A 21318-nucleotide genomic window follows, 5' to 3' on the forward strand; every position below is an offset into this window, starting at 1 on the left:
TTTGCCCTGATGCTGAAATACCTTTCGGTGTGGTGTTTATTGCTTTTACCGCTGGGTGTTTTAGCACAACAGGGAACTATAAAAGGCACCGTACACACTCCGGAAAACAAGCCACTTGAGCTGGCAACTATAGGTATAAAAGGCACAACTATTGGTACTCAAACCAATACAACAGGTGCGTTTAGCTTAACAGTTCCTGCTGAGAAACCTCTGGAATTAGTAGTGCGTTACCTCGGTTATAAAGAACTGATATATAAGACAAAGGTTGCTAATGGTGAAACTATAACTTTAAAACTTATAGTTGAGCCAGATCCCAAACAACTTAATACCGTTGAAGTGCGGGGCAAGCAGGATGGAGACACACGGGAGCAGGTCAGCACTACCAAACTTGACCCGCGCCTCACCAAAAACCTGCCTTCTGCCTATGGCGATTTCAACAAGATTCTGGTTACCTTACCCGGTGTCAGCAGCAACAACGAGCTCTCGAGCACATACTCGGTACGCGGTGGCAACTACGATGAGAACCTGGTGTATGTAAATGGCATTGAGATCTACCGGCCGTTCCTGATCAGTAATGCGCAGCAGGAAGGACTCAGCTTCGTAAACCCCGATCTTGTTGGCAATATTGAATTCTCGTCTGGTGGCTGGCAACCAAAGTATGGCGATAAATTGTCGTCGGTGCTGAACATTGAATATAAAAAGCCCACTGCTTTTGCTGCAACTATAACCGGCGGCTTAACAGGTGGCTCCGTGCATCTGGAAAATGCTTCTAGGAATAAAAAAGTGTCTTACCTGCTCGGCGTGCGTCATAAAAATGCGCAATACATGTTGCAGGGACTTCAGACAGATGGCGATTATCAACCTAAATTCTCTGATGCGCAGGCGTATGTAACTATAGACTTGAGTCAAGGTGCAGAGCCCACTGGCAAAACTACGCTGGGTATACTTACCAGTTATGCGACAAACAATTACCTGGTTATTCCTGAATCCAGGGTAACAACGTTTGGTACGCGGCAGGTGCCGCTCAGGCTTTTTGTAGGCTTCGATGGCCGCGAAAAGATGGACTATAACACCTACCAGGCGGGTGTAAACCTGGCGCACCAGTTTTCTGCAAACTATAGTTCAGCGCTTATACTTTCGGGTGTGGAGTCGAGGGAACGGGAGTTCCGGGATATTGAGGCCGGCTACCGCATTTGTGAAATGGATAACAGCGGCAACTTTGAGGAATGCCAGATGGTACTTGGTGTAGGCAGTGAGTTTAACCATGCCCGAAATGCGCTACTTGCCCGCGTGCTAACCGCCGAATTAAGGAATACCTGGCAGCTGAACCAGCGCAATACACTACAATTCGGGATAAAAGCTGGTTTGGAGAAAATAGAAGATGAACTGGACGAATACGGTTTTGCCGATTCCTCAGACTACGTGACCCAGACTTATGCCTTACGCTCTGACCTGGATTTAAATTCGCAACGCTACAATGCTTACCTGCAACACACCATTGACCTTGATTCGTTAAAAACGCTGACTTACGGGCTACTGGCGAGCTACTGGAACTATACCAACGAATGGCTGCTATCGCCGAGGGTGCAGTATTCTTTTATCACGCGTCGTAATCCTGACCTTTCCTTTAAAGCAGCCCTTGGTGTGTATTATCAACCACCTTTTTACCGGGAGCTTCGCGATTTTGATGGCGTGTTAAATCCGGACCTTAAAGCCCAGCGATCCATCCATGCTATAGTTGGCAGCGATTATTTGTTCAAAGCCTGGGACCGCGACTTTAAACTGACCTCCGAGATCTACTATAAACACCTGACCAATGTAGTGCCTTACGATATTGATAATGTACGCATCCGTTACTATGCCAAAAACAATGCAAAAGCTTATGCTGCCGGCTTTGATGTGCGCGTAAACGGGGAATTTATAAAAGGAGCGGAGTCGTGGCTGAGCCTGGGTCTGATGACCAACAGGGAAAATGTGGAAGGAGATTCTGTGAATGTTTATGGACCTGAAGGAACGGTAACGGGCAGACAGGAGCAGGGCTATATTCGCCGGCCCTCCGATCAGTTAGTGAACATTGGCGTATTTTTCCAGGACCATTTGCCCGATAACCCAACTATAAGAATGTACCTGAACCTGGTATATGGTAGTGGTTTGCCGTTTGGCCCGCCTCGCCAGCCCGAGTTCCGGGCTGCCTTTGCCGGCAAATCATACAAACGTGTCGACATCGGTTTTTCTAAAGTGCTGATCCTGGAAAATGATCTTACAGATCAGAACAGGTTTTCGCTGGAAAGCCTTTGGATCGGGTTGGAAGTGCTGAACATAATAGATGCCAACAACCGGGTGTCTTATACTTATGTAAACGACATGAATGGCATTACCTATGCTGTGCCTAATTACCTGACCGGTCGTAGGCTTAATCTCAGGTTTGTAGCTAAGTTTTAAGAAAGTAACTATAAAAAAGAGCCTGCATTTCTGAGGCTCTCTAACTATAGTTTAAAATTACATCTTCCGTTTTTTCCAGGAACTATAGGCGTTCTCGATATCGCGGGCATAGGTCTGGTAAGATTCAGGTTCTGCTTTACCCAGCTGTATAGCTTTAGCCGAAAGGTTGGCTGCCATTTCGTATTCTTTGTTTAAAGCGTATAGTTTGGCTTTTACCCAGTTGTTAAAGAAAGTCTCTTTTATAGCTATCGATTTGTTTACCAGCTCCAGGGCTCTCTGGTGTAATTCTCTCCGGGCAACCATATAATCAGCGCATTGTGCCCAGATATACCAATCATCCGGTGCAGCTTTCTTTAAGGCTTCTTCAATATTAGCCAGCGCTTTCTTCTCAATTTCAGTTTCTATACGGAGCGATATCCGGGAGTTTTCCCAGGTAAGGTGCATAAAACCAGTGTTGGTGCCGATATCTGAAAAGCTGAACTGCATTGTTTCGTGGAACTGTACCGGCTTGGGCGTAACGCGCAAGTAGGCTACATCCTGTAGTTCATCATATCCTTCCAGGCCCCATAAAGTAGTATCGCGGTTCAATACAATATTCCAGACACTGTCGCTTTCCGGCAGTATAAAAAAGGAATAGGTACCGGCAGGAACGCGCTCATGATTAAGGAAAAGCTCATCGGTAAAGGTGATGAGTGTAGCTTCGTTGGCACCGGCACGCCATAGTTTGCCATAAGGCACCAACCCGCCAAACACCTTACGTCCTTTAACACCTGGCGCGTGGTATCGCACCGAAATATCTGTCAGACCTATCGTCTGTTTTATAAAAGATTGAGGGCTTGGCTGCGGCAATTTAACCTGTGCTCTGGATACAGGAGCAACAGCAACTATAAAAATCAGAAACAGTAGGCTTAGCAGGTACTTTTTCATGGGCTAAAAACAACTTTTGTTACAGATATGTACGGGTTTTATATACCCGTAAAAACCTTGCCAAATATTAAATAAGCGGTATTAAATGCAAAGGTATGAAACATTCACCTAAACCATCTCAACTACTTAAACATTCCGGTGCTTTGCTCTAATTACAAAACTATAGTTTTAAAACAGTTTACCCTTCAATTTATGCTATTGGCGGTAACAATAGGCTATTCTACAGTATTTATAATCAAGCATGAACTTAATACAACTTTTTCTTATTTAATTTGTATAATCCTTAAATATAAATAATTAATCATAGCTATTTCATATATGCGTTTTGGTTTGGTTCTTTAATTGATCCGGAATGTAATCTTTTACCTTCAGAAGCATATTTAACGGGCTTTAACAGGTAAGAAACGTCCTTTTGTAGCGCTGCAGGTTAATGTAGCGAGTTAGCTGATTGTCATTTTTAAATTATTTAACCCCTTTACACCATGTATGTAAAAAATTTACTCAAGCAATCTTCTAAATGGCGTGTTCTGTATCTTATCACGCTGATTAGCACACTAACTTTTTTCGGCGTAAATGCCTTTAACAACTATCAACCAACTGTATCATCTGATAAGGATGATTATGTTCCTGGGGAGGTAGCCATTATCACTGGTTATGGCTGGACACAGGATAGTTTAGTAGATGTTCATTTTGAAGAAACTCCAGACCATGATCATCATCATGGTTATCATGATACAAAGGTTAATCCTGACGGATCCTGGACAATTCAATATCCGATAGAGGATAGGCATTTAGGCGTAATGTTTACAGTTGTAGTAGAAGGTAAGCAAACAGGTGCCAAGGCAACTACAATATTCTACGACGCCAATGTCAGATTTACAGCTACAGGCTTGAGTGGAACACCAGAAGTTGTCGCAACTTATACTATAACTGGTGGAAGTAGTGGTACTAAAAAATTCAATTACCCAGGTTTCTCTCCTTCTCCAAATATTGCTGTAAATAATAATCAAACTATTACAGCATCATTTAATGATATAGAAATTAATGGTGTAACTTATTCAGCTCCTGCTATCAGCTATACTAGCCCAAATAGTGGTAACACTGTTGTCACTTTAACTGCTGCATATGCACCGACCTGTTCAACACCACCTACACCTGTAGTTACGGTAGTTAACCATTGTAATGGTACATCTACCTTATCTACAACCGCTTCTGGTACACTGCATTGGAGCACTGGCGAAACTACTTCATCTATTACAGTATCTACTGCCGGAACTTATACAGTAACAACAACCGTAACTGGTGGTTGTAAAAGTGCGCCTGGTTCAGGAACAGCAGCACCTAAAACTGCTCCATCAGCTCCGGTGGTAACGGTAGTAGACAATTGTAACGGCACATCAACCCTCTCCACAGACGCTGCAGGCACGTTGCTTTGGAGCACGGGCGAAAGTGCTTCTTCCATTACTGTTACTGAGGCTGGAACATACACCGTGACTACTACGGTAAATGGTTGTACTAGCGCTGCAGGCTCTGGCACAGCAAATCCTAAAACTACCCCAGCAAAACCAACTATAGCTGCTCAATCAGGAACATCGGCTTGTCCCGGAAGTACAGTTACATTAACCTCTTCCGCCACTACCGGAAATCAATGGTACCGAAACGGAGTTTTATTATCTGGAGCAACTAATCAATCATTTACAGCAAGTGAGAGTGGTTCTTATACCGTTATCGTGACAGCAAACGGATGCTCATCAACTGCTTCAGAATCTTTAGCTGTAACTATAGAAGATGTGACAGCTCCTGCAAAACCAACTATAGCTGCTGCCACCGGCGAATGCTCCGTAACTGTAACTGCTCCGACAACTACCGATAACTGTGCCGGCACTGTAACAGGTACAACTTCAGATCCGCTTTCTTATAGTACGCAGGGCACTTATACTATAACCTGGAATTTCAGCGATGGCAATGGCAACAGCACTACAGCAACCCAGCAGGTTATCGTGAAGGATGAAACAGCTCCGGTACTGACAGCTGGCACCAACCAGAATGTGAATCTGGGAGAAAATTGTTCGGTTATTATTCCGGATGTAAGGGGAACAGCTACCGACAACTGCCAGGGCATAACCATCACACAATCTCCGGCTGCCGGAACAGTGGAAACTGCCACTCATAATCAGACTATAACTGTAACTGTTACTGCAAGAGATGCTGCCGGTAACGAAGATGTAGCACAAGTAATTCTGACAGCTAAGGATGTTACAAATCCAACTATAGCTGCACCAGCCGATGTAGTAGTAGCTGCAAATGCTTCCTGTAATGCCGCAGGAGTTGTGCTAGGAACTGCAGATGCCAGTGATAACTGCGCCGGAGTTACAGTAACCAACGATGCACCGGAAAGCTACCCGCTTGGTACAACCACCGTTACCTGGACCGCAACAGACGCCGCCGGACTGAAAGCCACCGCGACTCAAACTGTAACAGTTGAAGATAGAACAGCCCCTGTTGCCCCAACTATAGCTGCTGCTACAGGCGAGTGTTCGGTAACAATTACTACTGCTCCAACTGCTGAAGACAATTGCAAAGGCACTGTCACCGGTACTACCAGCGATCCACTCACATACACAAAACAGGGAGAATATAGTATTACCTGGTCTTTTGATGACGGAAATGGAAACGTTTCTACTGCAACGCAAAACGTTATTGTAAAAGACGTGACTGCACCGGTTACGCCAACTATAGCAGATGCCACCGGCGAATGTTCGGTAACAGTTACAGCTCCGACCACTACTGACAACTGCGCCGGTACGGTGACTGGAACGACTACTGATCCGACTACCTACAATGAGCAGGGCACATTTACGATAACATGGACTTTCAGCGATGGCAATGGCAACAGTACAACAGCCACCCAGAAGGTAATAGTGAAGGATGTGACTGCACCGGTAATCGCTGCTACAGAGCCAGTAGCGGCTGATGCAGATGCAGGCCAGTGCGGAGCAACAATCTCCATCACTGTTCCGGAAGTAACAGATAACTGCGGAGCGCGCCCAGCAAACGGCACAAGAAGTGATAACCTTGCATTGGATGCTCAGTACCCGGTTGGTACCACCACCATCACCTGGAACGCTACAGACGTAAATGGTAATGCGGCCACGGCTGTGACTCAAACTGTAACTGTTACAGATACGCAGGCACCAACCATTACAGCGCCATCCAATGTAAAAATTGCCGCCAATGCGCAGTGCCAGGCAACCGATGTCGCTCTCGGAACCCCAACTACGGCTGACAACTGTAAGGTGGAAAGTGTTACCAACAATGCCCCGGCCAGCTACCCGCTAGGCGATACAGAAGTGATCTGGACCGTAACGGATGCAGCCGGCCTGACAGCTACAACTAAACAGGTAGTAACTGTGGTAGATGAGACAGCTCCGGTTGTAGCGGCGGCTGCAAACCAGGCAGTTGGTACAGACGATGGACGTTGCACTGCAACTATAACTATACCAGATGCCAATGTAACTGACAACTGCTCAGTGAAAGAAGTTAAATGGGCAATGACGGGAGCAACAACAACAAACGGGCAGGGCCAGGTAGGAGAGTACACCTTCAATCAGGGAGTTACTACCATCACGTATACTGCTACGGATAATGCCGGCAATTCTACAAACGATGTAATGACAGTAACCGTAACAGACGATGAAGCGCCGGTGCTTACCGTTCCTGCCAACATTATAGTATCTACGCAGCCGGATAAATGCGGAGCCGTTGTCAACTATAGCGTATCAGCATCTGATAATTGCTCAACTGTTACGCCGACAATGACTGGCGGTCTTGCTTCGGGAGCTACTTTCCCGGTTGGTACAACTACCGTGACCTATACTACCAAAGACAGCGCCGGCAATTCAGATACCGAGAGCTTTACAGTAACCGTAACGAATGATACGCCTTCTAATCTGGTAATTACCGGACCGGTTTCGCCTGTACAGCTGAATTCATCAGTAACTTTAAACGCTACATTTACGGATGAGAACATAAAAACGGCAGTTTGGGAATGGGGTGATGGCACCAAGTCGACACAAACTATCAGTGGTTCACCTATAAGCGCCACACACACTTACACTGAAGCTGGTGTTTATTCTGTAGGATTGACCGTTACCGATCATTGTGGTGCATCAACTACAACAAGATTTGATTATGTTGTAATCTTTGATCCGAATGGTGGCTTCGTAACTGGTGGTGGCTGGATCGATTCACCTCCGGGTGCTTATGTTGCAAATCCGACACTTGTAGGTAAAGCAAACTTTGGCTTCGTTGCTAAATACAAAAAAGGCTCAAACCAGGTTGATGGCAATACAGAGTTCCAGTTTAAGGCGGGCGATCTGAATTTCAAAAGCTCTGCACATGATGCCATGTCGCTGGTAGTAGCCGGTTACAAAGCCATCTACAAAGGTGTTGGCAGTATTAACGGGAATGAGAATTACGCCTTTATGGTGTCGGTAGAAGATGGCAACTTAAAAGGAAGTCAGGAAGCCGACAGGTTCAGAATTAAGATCTGGGATAGGAGAGATGGCGCTATAGTTTATGATAACAACGTGAGTTTGAGTGAGCAGGGCGACAATGCCGTGCCATCCACAACGATCAGCGGTGGCTCTATTGTGATCCACGAAGTGAAGTCTAATGCTCCGGTAGCAACCAAAACTAGCAAGCTAAGCACTACCACTACTGCAACATCAGAAACAAGCCAGCTTTACAACTATCCGAACACATTCACAGACAGAACAACGATCGCTTTCAGCCTTGATAAAGAAGAAAGTTACTCGCTGGAAGTGTATGATATGCGCGGTTCGCTGATACGCAAAGTAGACATGGGCGTAGCCAAAGCCGGCAAGCTGTATGAGTATGAGTTTGATGGCAAAAACCTGTCGAAAGGCATTTACATTGCCCGCCTGCTCACACCATCCGGAATGAAGTCGGTTAAAATGTTGCTGACCAAATAGAGTTATTATAGGATTTTTAAAGTATCAGGTGCCGGTTCCGGATAGGGGCCGGCACCTGTTGCTTATAACTATTGGCAGGAAAGATTTCTAAAACTTTTTACACAAACTATAGTTTACATCTAAATCCTGCTTACTTTTGCAGTACACAATGCGCAACACTACGTTTCATAGCATCCTTTCTGCACCGGCACTTTCTGTTGCCTGCGGTACTGCAGCGCACGTACATCATTTCCATCATTCCTCGTAAGAGGAATCCAATAGACATATAGCCCCCTTGGGTGTATACCCATTTATACGTTGCCGGATGCAAGGTATAAACGCGCTATTTTATACTTTCCAATTTAAACTTATGCTACGTATAGCCATACAAAAGTCAGGCAGACTCAGTGATGATTCCCTTAATCTTATTCGTGAGTGCGGAATTTCCTTCATTAATAGCAGCCTGAAACTCAAAACAGAATCAACTAATTTTCCGCTGGAGATACTCTTTCTTCGCGACGATGACATACCCGGTTATGTAGCCGACGGCGTGGCTGATATTGGTATAGTTGGCCAGAACGTTCTGGTTGAAGAAGGCATGCAGCACCTGTCCGTAGAAGAGCTTGGTTTCTCTAAATGCCGCCTGTCTCTGGCCGTTCCTAAAGCCGATAACTATAGTTCAATTGAAGACCTGAATGGCAAGAACATCGCTACATCATACCCGAATTTGCTGCAGTCTTACCTTTCAGAGCGTGGGGTGCAGGCTAACATTCATACCATAAGCGGCTCGGTGGAGATTGCGCCAAGCATAGGACTGGCTGATGCCATCTGTGATATAGTGAGCTCGGGCAGTACACTCATCAGCAATGGCCTGAAGGAAGTAGAACGCGTGTTTAAGTCGCAGGCGGTACTGATAGCCAACAAAGCGCTAAGCGAAGAAAAACGGGAGATACTCGAGAAGCTGTTGTTCCGGATTAATGCTGTACAGCGTGCCCAGCGCGCCAAGTACATTCTGCTGAATGCTCCTAACGATAAGGTAGCAGAGATATCAAAGTTACTTCCGGGCGTAAAATCGCCGACTGTACTGCCTTTGTTAGAAGAGGGCTGGAGCTCGCTACACTCTGTGGTAAATGAAGACGATTTCTGGGAGATTATCGAAAAGCTGAAAGCTGCCGGCGCGCAGGGTATCCTGGTTGTTCCAATCGAAAAAATGATCATCTGATGAAAAAGATCTTATTTCCTGAAACTATAGTCTGGCCGGAACTGGTAAAGCGCCCTGTAAAGGACCTGCAGGAACTGGAGCCAACTATACGCCAGATATTTCAGCTGGTGCAGGCGCAGGGCGATGAGGCCTTGTATCAACTGGCTGAGAAATATGATGGCAACCGACCTTCGCAACTATTGGCAACTCCGGAAGAACTGGCAACTGCTGAAAGCGAGATAAGTGCGGAGTTGAAAGAAGCCATTTTGCAGGCATACAGTAACATACAGCTTTTCCATTTGCAGCAGGCCGAGCAGATGCCGGTTGTAGAGACCATGCCCGGTGTGCGCTGCTGGCGCAAAAGTGTGGCAATCGAGAAGGTCGGCTTATACATTCCGGGTGGTACTGCGCCCCTGTTTTCTACCCTGCTGATGCTGGGAATCCCGGCAAAACTGGCTGGCTGCAGGCAAATCATTCTCTGTACGCCGCCATCCAAAGACGGCAGCATTCACCCTGCAATCCGGTACACGGCCTCTTTGCTGGGCATCCGAACTATAGTCAAAGCAGGCGGAGCTCAGGCGGTGGCAGCTATGGCTTTTGGGACCGAAAGTGTTCCGGCAGTAAGTAAAATATTCGGGCCCGGAAACCAGTACGTAACCATGGCCAAGCAGCTTGTAACGCAACTGGGCGTAGCCATTGACATGCCGGCGGGTCCGTCGGAAGTTTTGATAATGGCTGATGAAACCGCTGACCCAGCTTTTGTAGCGGCTGACTTGCTTTCGCAGGCTGAACACGGTCCGGATTCTCAGGTAGTATTACTGAGCACATCCGAAACTATAGTTGACCAGGTAATAGCTGAAATAGAGAGGCAACTGCAGGAACTGCCACGCGAAGCAGTAGCAGCACAGGCGCTGGAAAACAGCCTGGCTATCGTTTTAGAAGATGCGCAGCAAATGCTGGACTTCTCGAACCTGTATGCACCAGAGCACCTTATACTCGCTATCGAGAACTTGGAAACTATAGCAGCTGGTGTAGTAAATGCGGGCTCTGTTTTCCTGGGCAACTACACACCCGAAGCCGCAGGCGATTATGCTTCCGGTACCAACCATACCTTGCCAACCAATGGCTATGCCCGCGCCTATAGCGGCGTGTCGCTGGATAGTTTTGTGAAGAAGATCACGTTCCAACAGATCAGTCCGGCAGGCTTGCAGCAGATTGGCAAAACCATAGAAGTGATGGCCGAGGCCGAAGGCTTGCAGGCACACAAAAATGCAGTAACTATAAGATTAAAGAAACTATAAATGTTTGATCTGGAAACTATAGTTCGCCCGAATGTATGGAACATGAAAGCCTATGCATCGGCGCGCGACGAATTTAAAGGCACTGCCAGCGTGTACCTGGATGCCAACGAAAATAACCTGGGCAGCCTGGCCGGCGACAACTATAACCGCTACCCTGACCCGCACCAGAAAGCCCTGAAAAGTAAGATCGCAACTATAAAAGGTGTGCAGCCTTCGCAGATATTTTTGGGCAACGGCTCCGACGAAGCAATTGACCTGTTGTTCCGTATGGTTTGCCGTCCGGGGCAGGACCGCATGCTACATTTGCCGCCGACCTATGGCATGTATGAGGTATCTGCTAACCTGAACGATGTACAGTTGGATGCCGTGCAGCTAACTCCAGACTTCCAACTGCCGGTTGTGGAAGTGTTGAGAAACGTGAAGAATACAACTAAGATCATCTTCATCTGCTCACCTAACAACCCGACAGGCAACAGCATCAATCCGGAAAGCATAGAGGCTATTCTGGATAATTTTGACGGTTTGGTAGTGGTGGATGAAGCTTATATTGATTTCTCAGAAGAGCCAAGCTGGACCACGCGTTTAGCTGATTATCCGAACCTGGTGGTGATGCAGACTTTCTCTAAAGCCTGGGGAATGGCCGGTCTGCGCCTCGGGATGGCATTTGCCTCAGAAGAGATCATCGCCTTGCTCGACAAAATAAAGCCGCCCTACAACATAAACGAGGCTACGCAGGAATTGGCGCTAAAAGCTCTGGAGCTAGATGAACAGCTGAAGTACATGGTGGAGGAAATTGTGCAGGAGCGGCAGATGCTGGAAGCGGCTTTACCAACTCTGGCTATAGTTGAGAAAGTCTATCCATCGGATGCCAACTTTTTACTGGTTAAGGTGAAGGATGCCAACAAACTTTATAGTTACCTGCTGGATAAAGGAATTGTAACCCGAAACCGCTCCAATGTGCCGGGTTGTGAGAATTGCCTGCGCATTTCCATTGGTACCACCGAAGAAAACCAGCAACTATACCAGGCGATTGCAGCGTTTAAAATTTAGACAAAAGACTGTTTGATAAAAGACAAAATACTAAAAACCACTCAATTTATCTCTTTTGTCACATAGTCCTTTGACACAATGTCTATTAAAAAGAAATGAAAAAAGCATTATTTATAGACCGCGACGGCACCATATTAGTCGAGCCGAAAACGGATTTCCAGGTAGATTCCTTTGAGAAATTTGAGTTTATCCCGAAAGTGATCCGAAACCTGTATAAGATTTATACTGAGCTGGATTATGAGTTTGTGATGGTTACCAACCAGGATGGCCTTGGCACCGACTCTTATCGCGAACATACTTTCTGGCCTTACCAGAACAAGATGCTGGATATTTTGCGCAGCGAGGGTGTGGAGTTTGAAGACATTTTGATCGACCGCAGCTTTGAGCACGAAGACCTTGAAACCCGAAAGCCCGGCATCGGCATGATGAAAAACTACCTGTCTGGTGAGTATGACCTGGCAAATAGTTACGTGATTGGCGACCGCTTAACGGATGTGCAGCTGGCAAAGAACCTGAGCGCAAAAGCCATATTGCTGGCCGATTTTCAGAGCGAGGAAGCTGACCTGAACACCAACGACTGGGACGAAATCTATCGTTTCCTGAAGCAACCGGCACGTAAGGCAACTATACACCGGCAGACTTCCGAAACCAATATTCTGATCGACCTGAACCTGGATGGAACCGGGAAATCAGACATTTTGACCGGGCTTGGCTTTTTTGACCACATGCTGGAACAACTGGCCCGCCATGGCAACGTGGATCTAACTATAGCTGTGAAAGGCGATCTGCATATTGACGAACACCATACGATAGAAGATACAGGTCTTGCCCTTGGCGAAGCTTTTCTTGCTGCGCTAGGCGATAAAAAAGGCATCAGTCGTTATGGGTTTTTACTGCCGATGGATGATGTGCTGGCGCAGGTAGCGATAGATTTTGGTGGAAGGCCCTGGATTGTGTGGTATGCGGAATTTAAACGCGAAAAAGTAGGGGATATGCCAACCGAAATGTTCTTCCACTTCTTCAAGTCTTTCTCCGATGCGGCCAAGTGTAACTTAAACATCAAAGCTGAAGGACAGAACGAACACCACAAGATCGAGGCGATCTTTAAAGGTTTCGCCCGCGCCATCCGCATGGCCGTGCAGCGCGACCCGAATAACAATTCTCTTCCTACTACAAAAGGTGTTTTATAGGTGGTTGATTATAAGTGCGTTGTGTTTAAATATTGATGTATCCTTCAAACTATAGTCTAAAATAAAATTTAAGTATAGTTTGCTTTTGAAATATCAGGGCTTACATTTGTGACATCGCAAGTTATAAAAGCGAACTATAAACAAGACATGATTCAGAATCTTCATCTTACAGCATGGTGGTGGCACGTTATGAAAAATATCGTGAACAGCCCTGCTATGTATAGGAAGAAGTAAGATACTATAGCATACAACCAAAGGTACTAAAAGCCTGCTGTTCACTGGACAGCAGGCTTTTTTGTTTTCTATTAGATTCTAAACCGACCATGAACTATAAAATCACCACCAACTATAAGCGCCTTCTGGCTGATACGCTGACCCCGGTAAGTGTGTACCTGAAGCTGCGCGACCGATTCCCGAATAGTATTTTGCTGGAAAGCTCTGACTACCACGGCGCTGAAAACAGCTTTTCCTACATCTGCTGCAGCCCTATGGCAAGCATAAAAGCGGAGAATGAGGTACTGACAGAGGCCTTTCCGGATGGAACTATAAAACATACTCCGATCACAAAAGAAACGAATGTCCCGGCGCAGCTGGCAGCCTTTGCGCAAAGCTTTGAAGTGGTGTCGAATGCGTTCAACTTCATTAACAACGGGCTGTTCGGGTACATGAACTATGATGCGGTACGCTACTACGAAGACATTGAACTTACCCAGCGACCGGACCGCCAGCAACTACCGGACCTGTACTATGCTGTTTATCGCTACATTATCGCCATCAACCACTTCACCAACGAGGCTTACATTTTCTCGCACAACTATAACCAGGATGATGACAATGGCATTGCGCAACTTGAGGCCCTGCTGAACAGCCGAAACATTCCGAGCTATAGTTTCAAAACCACTGCAGCAGAAGCCTATAACATCAGTAGCGAAGGATTTCTCAAAAATATTCAGAAGGCAAAGGAGCATTGCTTCCGTGGTGATGTGTTTCAGCTGGTGTTGTCCCGCCGGTTTGAGCAGGCTTTCCAGGGAGATGAATTTAACGTGTACCGAGCGCTGCGCTCCATCAATCCATCGCCGTACCTGTTTTACTTTGACTATGGCAGCTTTAAGATCTTTGGTTCGTCACCGGAAGCACAACTGGTTATTAAAGACGGCAAAGCCAGCATTTTCCCGATTGCAGGTACCTTCCGGAGAACAGGCGATGATGCCGCCGATGCTGCTCTAGCTGAAAAACTGTTAGCCGACCCGAAAGAGAATGCCGAGCATGTGATGCTGGTGGACCTGGCCCGCAACGACCTGAGCCGCAACGGCCATAGTGTAGCAGTAGAAACCTTCCGGGAGATTCAGTATTACTCGCATGTCATTCACCTGGTTTCTAAAGTGTCAGGGCAACTGCACAGCCAGAAAGATTCGCTGCAAATGGTGGCCAGTACCTTTCCGGCCGGTACGCTTTCGGGCGCTCCAAAGCACAAAGCCATGCAGCTGATTGATAAATACGAAACCACGAACCGCGCTTTTTACGGTGGCTTCATCGGCTTTCTGGATTTCAACGGCAACTTCAACAGCGCCATCATGATCCGTTCCTTCCTGAGCAAAGACTATAAACTATACTACCAGGCAGGAGCCGGTATTGTGGCTGCTTCAGACCCGCAAAGCGAACTGCAGGAAGTAGACAATAAACTGATGGCCTTACGAAAAGCCTTAACCTTAGCACAGGAGATCAACTAATATGGACGTACTGGTAATTGATAATTACGACTCTTTCACATACAACCTGGTGCACCTGTTACAGGAACTGGGCGCTGAAGTAACTGTTCGTCGCAATGACAAAACCACGCTGGAAGAAGTTGATAACTATAGCAAGATCATGCTTTCTCCTGGCCCCGGTATACCGGACGAAGCTGGTATGCTGAAAGAGATCATTCGCACTTTTGGCCCAACCAAGAGTTTATTTGGTGTGTGCCTGGGACATCAGGCAATAGGTGAAGTGTATGGTGGTAAGCTGTTTAACAGCAACGAAGTATGGCATGGTGTGGCTACGTCGGTAACTATAGTTTGCGAGGATGAAAAACTCTTTTCAAATCTGCCCAAGCAATTCAATACCGGCCGTTACCACTCGTGGCTGGTGCAACAGGAATTACCCGATTTCCTGGTGCCAACAGCAATTGATGAAACAAGTAACATCATGGCGCTGCGCCATAAAGAGTTTGATGTACGAGGCGTGCAGTTCCACCCCGAATCAGTGCTGACAGAGCATGGAAGGGAGATAATTAAAAACTGGCTTGACAGTTAGACAGTTAGAAAGTTAGAGAGTTTGGAAGTTAGAAAGTTTATTGAACTGTTAACTAAATAGGTTCTAAAATTTCCCCTTCTGTTTTTAGGAGGGGTTAGGGGGAGGTAAAAAAACAACAATGAAAGAAATACTGAATCACTTATTCGAACATAAAACGCTTACCAAAGAGCAGGCGCGGGAGGTGCTGCTTAATATTACAGGAGGCAGGTACAACCAAAGCCAGATCTCCAGTTTCCTGACGGTGTACATGATGCGAAGCATTACGGTAGATGAACTGGAGGGCTTCCGGAATGCGCTGCTCGACCAGTGCCAGCGCGTAGACCTGGATGCTTACAACCCTATCGACCTTTGCGGCACCGGTGGCGATGGCAAGGATACGTTTAACATCTCTACGCTGTCGTCTTTTGTGGTGGCGGCCAATGGTATTCCGGTTGCCAAGCATGGTAACTATGGCGTGTCGTCTTCGTGTGGCTCCTCTAATGTGCTCGAGGCACTGGGAATCAGGTTTACTACGGATACCGATGCGCTGGAGCGATCTATTGCCAATTATAACATTTGTTTCCTGCATGCGCCGCTTTTCCATCCGGCTATGAAAAGTGTGGGTGCTATCAGAAAAGACCTCGCGGTGAAGACGTTCTTTAACATGCTGGGCCCAATGGTGAACCCGGCTTTCCCGAAGCAGCAGATGGTAGGGGTTTATAGTCTGGAACTTGCCCGTATGTATAGTTACCTGTATCAGCAGCAGCCGGAAGTAAACTATAGCATCATTCATACCCTGGATGGCTACGACGAAATTTCCCTGACAAGCCCGTTCAAAGTGATCTCCGATAAAAAGGAAGTGCTGTTAGATGCCCAGTTGCTCGGGTTGCCACGGTTGCAGCAGGAGCAGATCAAAGGCGGCGGTACGATTGAAAGTGCAGCTAAAATATTTATAGATGTATTAAAAGGAGAGGGTACAGCTGCGCAAACAGCTGTAGTTGCCGCCAATGCCGGCATGGCTATTCAGTGCGCAAGACCAGAAACAAGCATGATGGAAGCTGTTGCTATAGCTAAAGAAACACTTGAATCAGGCAAAGCTTATCCCTTATTCAACAGTCTGATAAATGATCAGAAGTTAGTAGTAGCCTGATCATCTTCAACACTATTCATCTCCAAAATTTAAAATCAAAAGACATGAACATACTAGACGAAATCATAGCGCATAAATACAAAGAAGTAGCCGATCGCAAAGCACTATACCCGGTAAAATTGCTGGAGAAAAGCCTTTACTTCGAAACACCTTGCCTGTCGCTGGAGCGTTACTTGCTGCGCCCTGACAAGAGCGGTATCATTGCCGAGATCAAGCGTAAATCACCTTCCAAAGGCGACATCAATCCTTATGTTTCAGTTGAGCGCACTTCCATTGGCTACATGCAGGCGGGCGCTTCGGCTTTGTCTATCCTAACTGATACAAATTACTTTGGCGGCAAAAACGAAGACCTTGTAACGGCCCGTAAGTATAATTTCTGCCCGATCCTACGCAAGGATTTTGTAATGGACGAATACCAGATCGTGGAAGCAAAATCGATTGGTGCCGATGCTATACTGTTGATTGCGGCTGCTCTTGAACCTGCGCGACTGAAAGAACTGGCTGCCTTTGCCCGCTCATTCGGGTTGGAAGTGCTGCTGGAAGTACACAACAAACAGGAACTTGATGAAACGTTGCATGAATCTGTAACTATAGTTGGCGTGAACAACCGCAATCTGAAGACCTTTAAGACGGATGTAGGCTTATCCTTTGAACTGGCGCAATACATTCCGAGTGGCCTGACTAAAGTTTCAGAAAGTGGTCTGAGCCAGGTACAAACACTGATTGAGCTGCAACAGGCTGGTTACAACGGATTTTTGATCGGAGAGACCTTTATGAGCGATAGCCGCCCTGAGCGCGCCGCTGCTGCTTTTATAAAAGAACTTCGTCAGTTGCAGGAGCTTAAAGAGCAAACAGCATGAAAGTAAAAGTATGCGGCATGCGCGATCCGGAGAACCTGAAGCAGATCGCAGCGCTTCATCCGGATTACCTGGGTTTCATTTTTTACAAAGGATCTAAGCGCAACTGTGCAGAAACTATAACTCCGGAAATGCTGTCCGATTTGCCCGCAACTATAAAAAAGGTCGGGGTTTTTGTGAATGAAACTACGGAAACTATAGTTTCAACCGCCCGCAACTATAGGCTGAATGTCATCCAACTGCACGGCGTAGAATCACCGAAGCAATGCCAGGAAATTAAAGATGCAGGATTTGAAGTAATAAAAGTTTTTTCTGTAGATGACCGTTTTGTATTTGAGAATACCCTGCTGTATGAAAGAAGCTGCGACTACTTCCTGTTCGATACCAAAGGCGATGCGCATGGCGGCAACGGCATTCCGTTCGATTGGGAACTTATGAAAAACTATTTGTCGCCCAAACCTTATTTTCTGAGTGGCGGCCTGAACCTGGAGAACATCAAGCACCTGGTTAAAGTGAGACCAAAGCCCTTTGCCATTGATGTAAATAGCGGGTTCGAGTTGGAGCCAGGACTGAAGGATGTTGAGAAAGTGAGGCTCCTGTTGGAGCAGTTGAGAGTTAAGAGTTAAAAGTTATGAGTTTAAAGTCGTGTTACGTGCGTCGTGTTACGTGATACGGATAACAATAGAATATGAAATATACAGTTGACGAAAATGGCTTCTATGGCAAATTTGGCGGATCGTACATCCCAGAAATGCTGTACCCGAATGTGGAAGAGCTGCGCCAGAATTACCTGACAATCATGCAGGAACCGGACTTCCAGGAAGAGATGCAAACTTTACTGAAAGATTATGTGGGTCGCCCGACGCCGCTCTACTTTGCCAAGCGACTTTCCGAAAAATATAACACCAACATTTACCTCAAACGCGAGGACCTGAACCATACCGGCGCACATAAGATCAACAATACGGTGGGCCAGGTACTGATGGCAAAACGCCTGGGCAAGAAACGCATTATTGCTGAGACCGGAGCTGGTCAGCATGGTGTGGCAACAGCTACCGTGTGCGCGCTGATGGGGCTGGAGTGTATCGTGTACATGGGTGAAGTAGATATTCAGCGACAGGCGCCTAATGTGGCGAGAATGAAAATGTTAGGTGCTACGGTAGTGCCTGCAACCAGTGGCAGCAAAACCCTGAAAGACGCCACCAACGAAGCCATCCGCGACTGGATCAACAACCCGGAAAATACCTATTACATCATCGGTTCGGTGGTTGGTCCGCATCCTTACCCCGACATGGTTGCCCGTTTTCAATCTATAATTTCTGAGGAAATAAAGACGCAGCTGAAACAGAAAACTGGGAATGAGAACCCGGATTACGTGGTGGCTTGTGTAGGCGGTGGCAGCAACGCAGCGGGCGCTTTTTATCATTACCTGGATACGCCGGAGGTAAAGCTGGTGGCAGTAGAAGCCGCTGGTCTGGGTATAGATTCAGGAGAGTCGGCCGCTACGTCGGTGCTGGGTCGTGAGGGCATTATACATGGCAGCCGCACTTTGCTTATGCAGACCGAAGACGGACAGGTGACCGAACCCTATTCCATTTCTGCGGGCCTGGATTACCCGGGAGTAGGACCGTTACATGCGCACCTGCATCAATCCGGACGCGCTATTTTTGAAAGCATAACCGACGATGAGGCCTTGCAGGCAGTGCTGGAACTAACAAGGTTGGAAGGCATCATTCCGGCTCTGGAAAGCGCGCACGCTTTAGCAGCCCTCAGCAAAATCGGTGCGAAGCCGGATGAAGTGGTGGTCGTGAACCTTTCCGGTCGCGGCGACAAAGATTTAACAACTTACTTAGACAGATTTGAGCTTCATGGAAAATAGAATCAAAACCCTTTTCAGACAAAAGCCACAGGAGCTGCTATCTGTTTACTTTACGGCTGGCTATCCGAATTTAGAAGATACGGTTCCGATCATCCTAGAGCTTGAGAAAAATGATGTGGATTTGATCGAGATCGGCATGCCTTTTTCTGATCCCTTAGCCGACGGACCAACTATACAGCAGAGCAGTGAAATTGCTTTGCGAAATGGCATGACTATTCCGTTGCTGCTTGAGCAGTTAAAGGATATCCGCCAGCAAACACAGATTCCGCTGGTATTTATGGGCTACCTGAACCCGGTGATGCAGTATGGCGTGGAACGATTTTGCAGAGAAGCCAGCGAGATTGGTATAGATGGCATCATTCTTCCTGATCTGCCACTGGCTGATTATGTGCGGGAATATAAATGCCTTTTCGAGCAACACAACCTGAGCATGGTTTTCCTGATAACGCCTCAAACGACAGAGCAGCGCATCCGGGAAATCGACAGCCACACCAATGGTTTTATATACATGGTTTCATCTGCATCGGTAACAGGTGGCACCAATGGTAACGCGGTAGCTAATACCGATTATTTTCAACGGGTAAGGCAGATGGAGCTTCGAAATCCGGGCATCATTGGCTTCGGCATACATAACCGCGAAACCTTTACCGAAGCCTGCAACCATGCAAGCGGAGCCATCATTGGCAGTGCCTTCATTAAAGCACTTACGCAGGGGGCAGCCTTCAGCAAAACATCCAGTCATTTATCCAGCGCATTAAACAAGAAGCATGATCATACAATTGCAGCAAGGTATACCTGCTGAACTCAAAGAAAATATCCTGCAGCAAATAAAGGCTGTCGGTTTTAAAGGCAATGAAGTACTGACTCAGGAAGGCCAATATATCGTGGGCATCGGCAAGAAAGATTTCGATATCCGTACGATTGGCCAGTTGCCTGGCGTAGCCGACATTCACCGGGTGTCTGATGAGTATAAGCTGATTTCACGCAAGTGGAAAGTAGAGCCAACACGCATCGATCTGGGTGACGGTGTAATAATTGGAGAAGGGCAGTTCAGTATCATGGCCGGACCTTGTTCCATCGAAAGCGAAAAGCAGATTGAGCTGGTGGTGCAGCATTTAGTGGAGAATAATGTGAAGATCATGCGGGGCGGCGTGTTTAAACCGCGTAGCTCACCTTATGCTTTTCGTGGGCTTGGGTTAGAAGGTCTGCAGTTATTTCACCGCATCTGCCGCGAGAACGGGATCAAGATCATTACCGAAGTGATGCAGGTGTCCCAGATAGAGGACATGATCGACTATGTGGATGTTTTCCAGGTAGGGGCACGCAACAGCCAGAATTTTAATCTGCTGGATGCATTAGGTGCTGCACAGAAACCAGTACTGCTGAAACGTGGCATTTCCGGAACTATAGAAGAATTGCTGCAGGCCGCAGAATACATCTTCTCGAATGGAAACGAAAAGATCATGCTTTGTGAACGCGGAATCCGTTCTTATGAAAATGCTTACCGCAATGTGCTTGATCTGAATGCTGTACCCGTCCTGAAAGCCAAAACGCATTTACCAGTTATAGTTGACCCGTCGCATGGAATAGGTTTAAGAGATTATGTTGAAGAAATGTCGTTGGCAGCGGTAATGGCCGGGGCTGATGGCGTGATCTATGAAACGCACCAGAAGCCGGAAGAAGCTTTTTCAGATGGACAGCAGACAGTTAATTTCAAGGAGTCTGAAAGGTTGATCAGACGCATGCGACAAGCCTATAGTTTGCGGGAGAGTTTTTGATTTCGTTATCCGTTGCTCGTTGATCAGAATAAATACTGGTGCGATAGTCCTAGCTCGTGACGAACTATAGTTTGGGCCTCTGTTACAGTCGGATTACAAATCCAACATTATAGTAAGACACGGGTTACAAACCCGCGCCAGCAAAATTATATATGATTTCAAATTGGGAAAAAGCTACTTCATTCTCCCAATTTGTCATCCTGAAAGGATCTTGTGGGCGAGTAGCTTAGGCTCTTGCTAGTTCTAGTTACTGTAATCCAACCCAAGCCCTCGCTCGCGTCCCGCGAGTGTGTGTT

Annotated in this window: 15 protein-coding genes; 14 read left to right on the top strand and 1 reads right to left on the bottom strand. The window is 46.8% G+C overall.

The features are described 5' to 3' along the window. Positions 1 to 9 precede the first annotated feature (9 nt). Positions 10 to 2442, top strand: coding sequence for a TonB-dependent receptor (locus tag GSQ66_RS04035; protein ID WP_162426283.1), 2433 nt, complete (start codon positions 10 to 12; stop codon positions 2440 to 2442). Between the two features lie 57 nt (positions 2443 to 2499). On the opposite strand, the gene GSQ66_RS04040 is transcribed toward GSQ66_RS04035, so the two are convergent. Next, positions 2500 to 3369 carry a DUF2911 domain-containing protein gene (locus GSQ66_RS04040; protein ID WP_162426284.1) on the bottom strand — a complete coding sequence of 290 codons (870 nt, stop codon included), beginning with the start codon at positions 3367 to 3369 and terminating at the stop codon, positions 2500 to 2502. Positions 3370 to 3851: 482 nt separating this feature from the next. Here GSQ66_RS04040 and GSQ66_RS04045 point away from each other — a divergent pair, with 482 nt between their 5' ends. The 13 genes from GSQ66_RS04045 to GSQ66_RS04105 all read left to right on the top strand — a co-directional run bounded on the left by GSQ66_RS04045 (position 3852) and on the right by GSQ66_RS04105 (position 21022). After that, complete coding sequence (locus GSQ66_RS04045) at positions 3852 to 8363, top strand: HYR domain-containing protein (protein ID WP_162426285.1); 4512 nt, start codon at positions 3852 to 3854, stop codon at positions 8361 to 8363. A gap of 349 nt (positions 8364 to 8712) precedes the next feature. Then, the gene (gene hisG, locus GSQ66_RS04050; protein ID WP_162426286.1) at positions 8713 to 9564 is read left to right on the top strand and encodes an ATP phosphoribosyltransferase; all 852 of its coding nucleotides are present in this window, start codon (positions 8713 to 8715) and stop codon (positions 9562 to 9564) included. Then, on the top strand, positions 9564 to 10844 hold the full coding sequence (gene hisD, locus GSQ66_RS04055; RefSeq protein WP_162426287.1) for a histidinol dehydrogenase: 1281 nt from the start codon (positions 9564 to 9566) through the stop codon (positions 10842 to 10844). Before hisG ends, hisD begins: the two co-directional genes overlap by 1 nt. Continuing rightward, a complete protein-coding gene (gene hisC / locus GSQ66_RS04060) occupies positions 10845 to 11894 on the top strand; it encodes a histidinol-phosphate transaminase (protein WP_162426288.1) in 1050 nt (349 codons plus the stop codon). A gap of 95 nt (positions 11895 to 11989) precedes the next feature. Then, positions 11990 to 13084, top strand: a complete 1095-nt coding sequence (gene hisB, locus GSQ66_RS04065; RefSeq protein ID WP_162426289.1) for a bifunctional histidinol-phosphatase/imidazoleglycerol-phosphate dehydratase HisB — start codon at positions 11990 to 11992, stop codon at positions 13082 to 13084. A 323-nt stretch (positions 13085 to 13407) separates the two neighbouring features. Further along, entirely contained in the window at positions 13408 to 14814 is a 1407-nt protein-coding gene (locus GSQ66_RS04070) for an anthranilate synthase component I family protein (protein ID WP_162426290.1), read from the top strand. A 1-nt stretch (position 14815) separates the two neighbouring features. Further along, positions 14816 to 15379 carry an anthranilate synthase component II gene (locus tag GSQ66_RS04075; RefSeq protein WP_162426291.1) on the top strand — a complete coding sequence of 188 codons (564 nt, stop codon included), beginning with the start codon at positions 14816 to 14818 and terminating at the stop codon, positions 15377 to 15379. Between the two features lie 118 nt (positions 15380 to 15497). After that, positions 15498 to 16508, top strand: a complete 1011-nt coding sequence (gene trpD / locus GSQ66_RS04080) for an anthranilate phosphoribosyltransferase (RefSeq protein WP_162426292.1) — start codon at positions 15498 to 15500, stop codon at positions 16506 to 16508. A 44-nt stretch (positions 16509 to 16552) separates the two neighbouring features. Further along, on the top strand, positions 16553 to 17368 hold the full coding sequence (trpC, locus tag GSQ66_RS04085; protein ID WP_162426293.1) for an indole-3-glycerol phosphate synthase TrpC: 816 nt from the start codon (positions 16553 to 16555) through the stop codon (positions 17366 to 17368). Then, positions 17365 to 17991: a phosphoribosylanthranilate isomerase gene (locus tag GSQ66_RS04090; protein WP_202923401.1), complete on the top strand. Its 627-nt coding sequence runs from the start codon at positions 17365 to 17367 to the stop codon at positions 17989 to 17991. Before trpC ends, GSQ66_RS04090 begins: the two co-directional genes overlap by 4 nt. Positions 17992 to 18053: 62 nt before the next feature. Further along, positions 18054 to 19244 (top strand): tryptophan synthase subunit beta, encoded by a 1191-nt coding sequence (gene trpB / locus GSQ66_RS04095; RefSeq protein ID WP_162426294.1) that lies wholly within the window; start codon positions 18054 to 18056, stop codon positions 19242 to 19244. Further along, positions 19234 to 20046, top strand: a complete 813-nt coding sequence (trpA, locus tag GSQ66_RS04100; protein WP_162426295.1) for a tryptophan synthase subunit alpha — start codon at positions 19234 to 19236, stop codon at positions 20044 to 20046. The genes trpB and trpA overlap by 11 nt, the downstream gene beginning before the upstream one ends. Further along, entirely contained in the window at positions 20012 to 21022 is a 1011-nt protein-coding gene (locus GSQ66_RS04105; protein WP_162426296.1) for a bifunctional 3-deoxy-7-phosphoheptulonate synthase/chorismate mutase, read from the top strand. The genes trpA and GSQ66_RS04105 overlap by 35 nt, the downstream gene beginning before the upstream one ends. Positions 21023 to 21318: the final 296 nt, after the last annotated feature.

The sequence above is a fragment of the Pontibacter pudoricolor genome (genome assembly GCF_010092985.1).
In the GTDB taxonomy this organism is placed as follows: domain Bacteria; phylum Bacteroidota; class Bacteroidia; order Cytophagales; family Hymenobacteraceae; genus Pontibacter; species Pontibacter pudoricolor.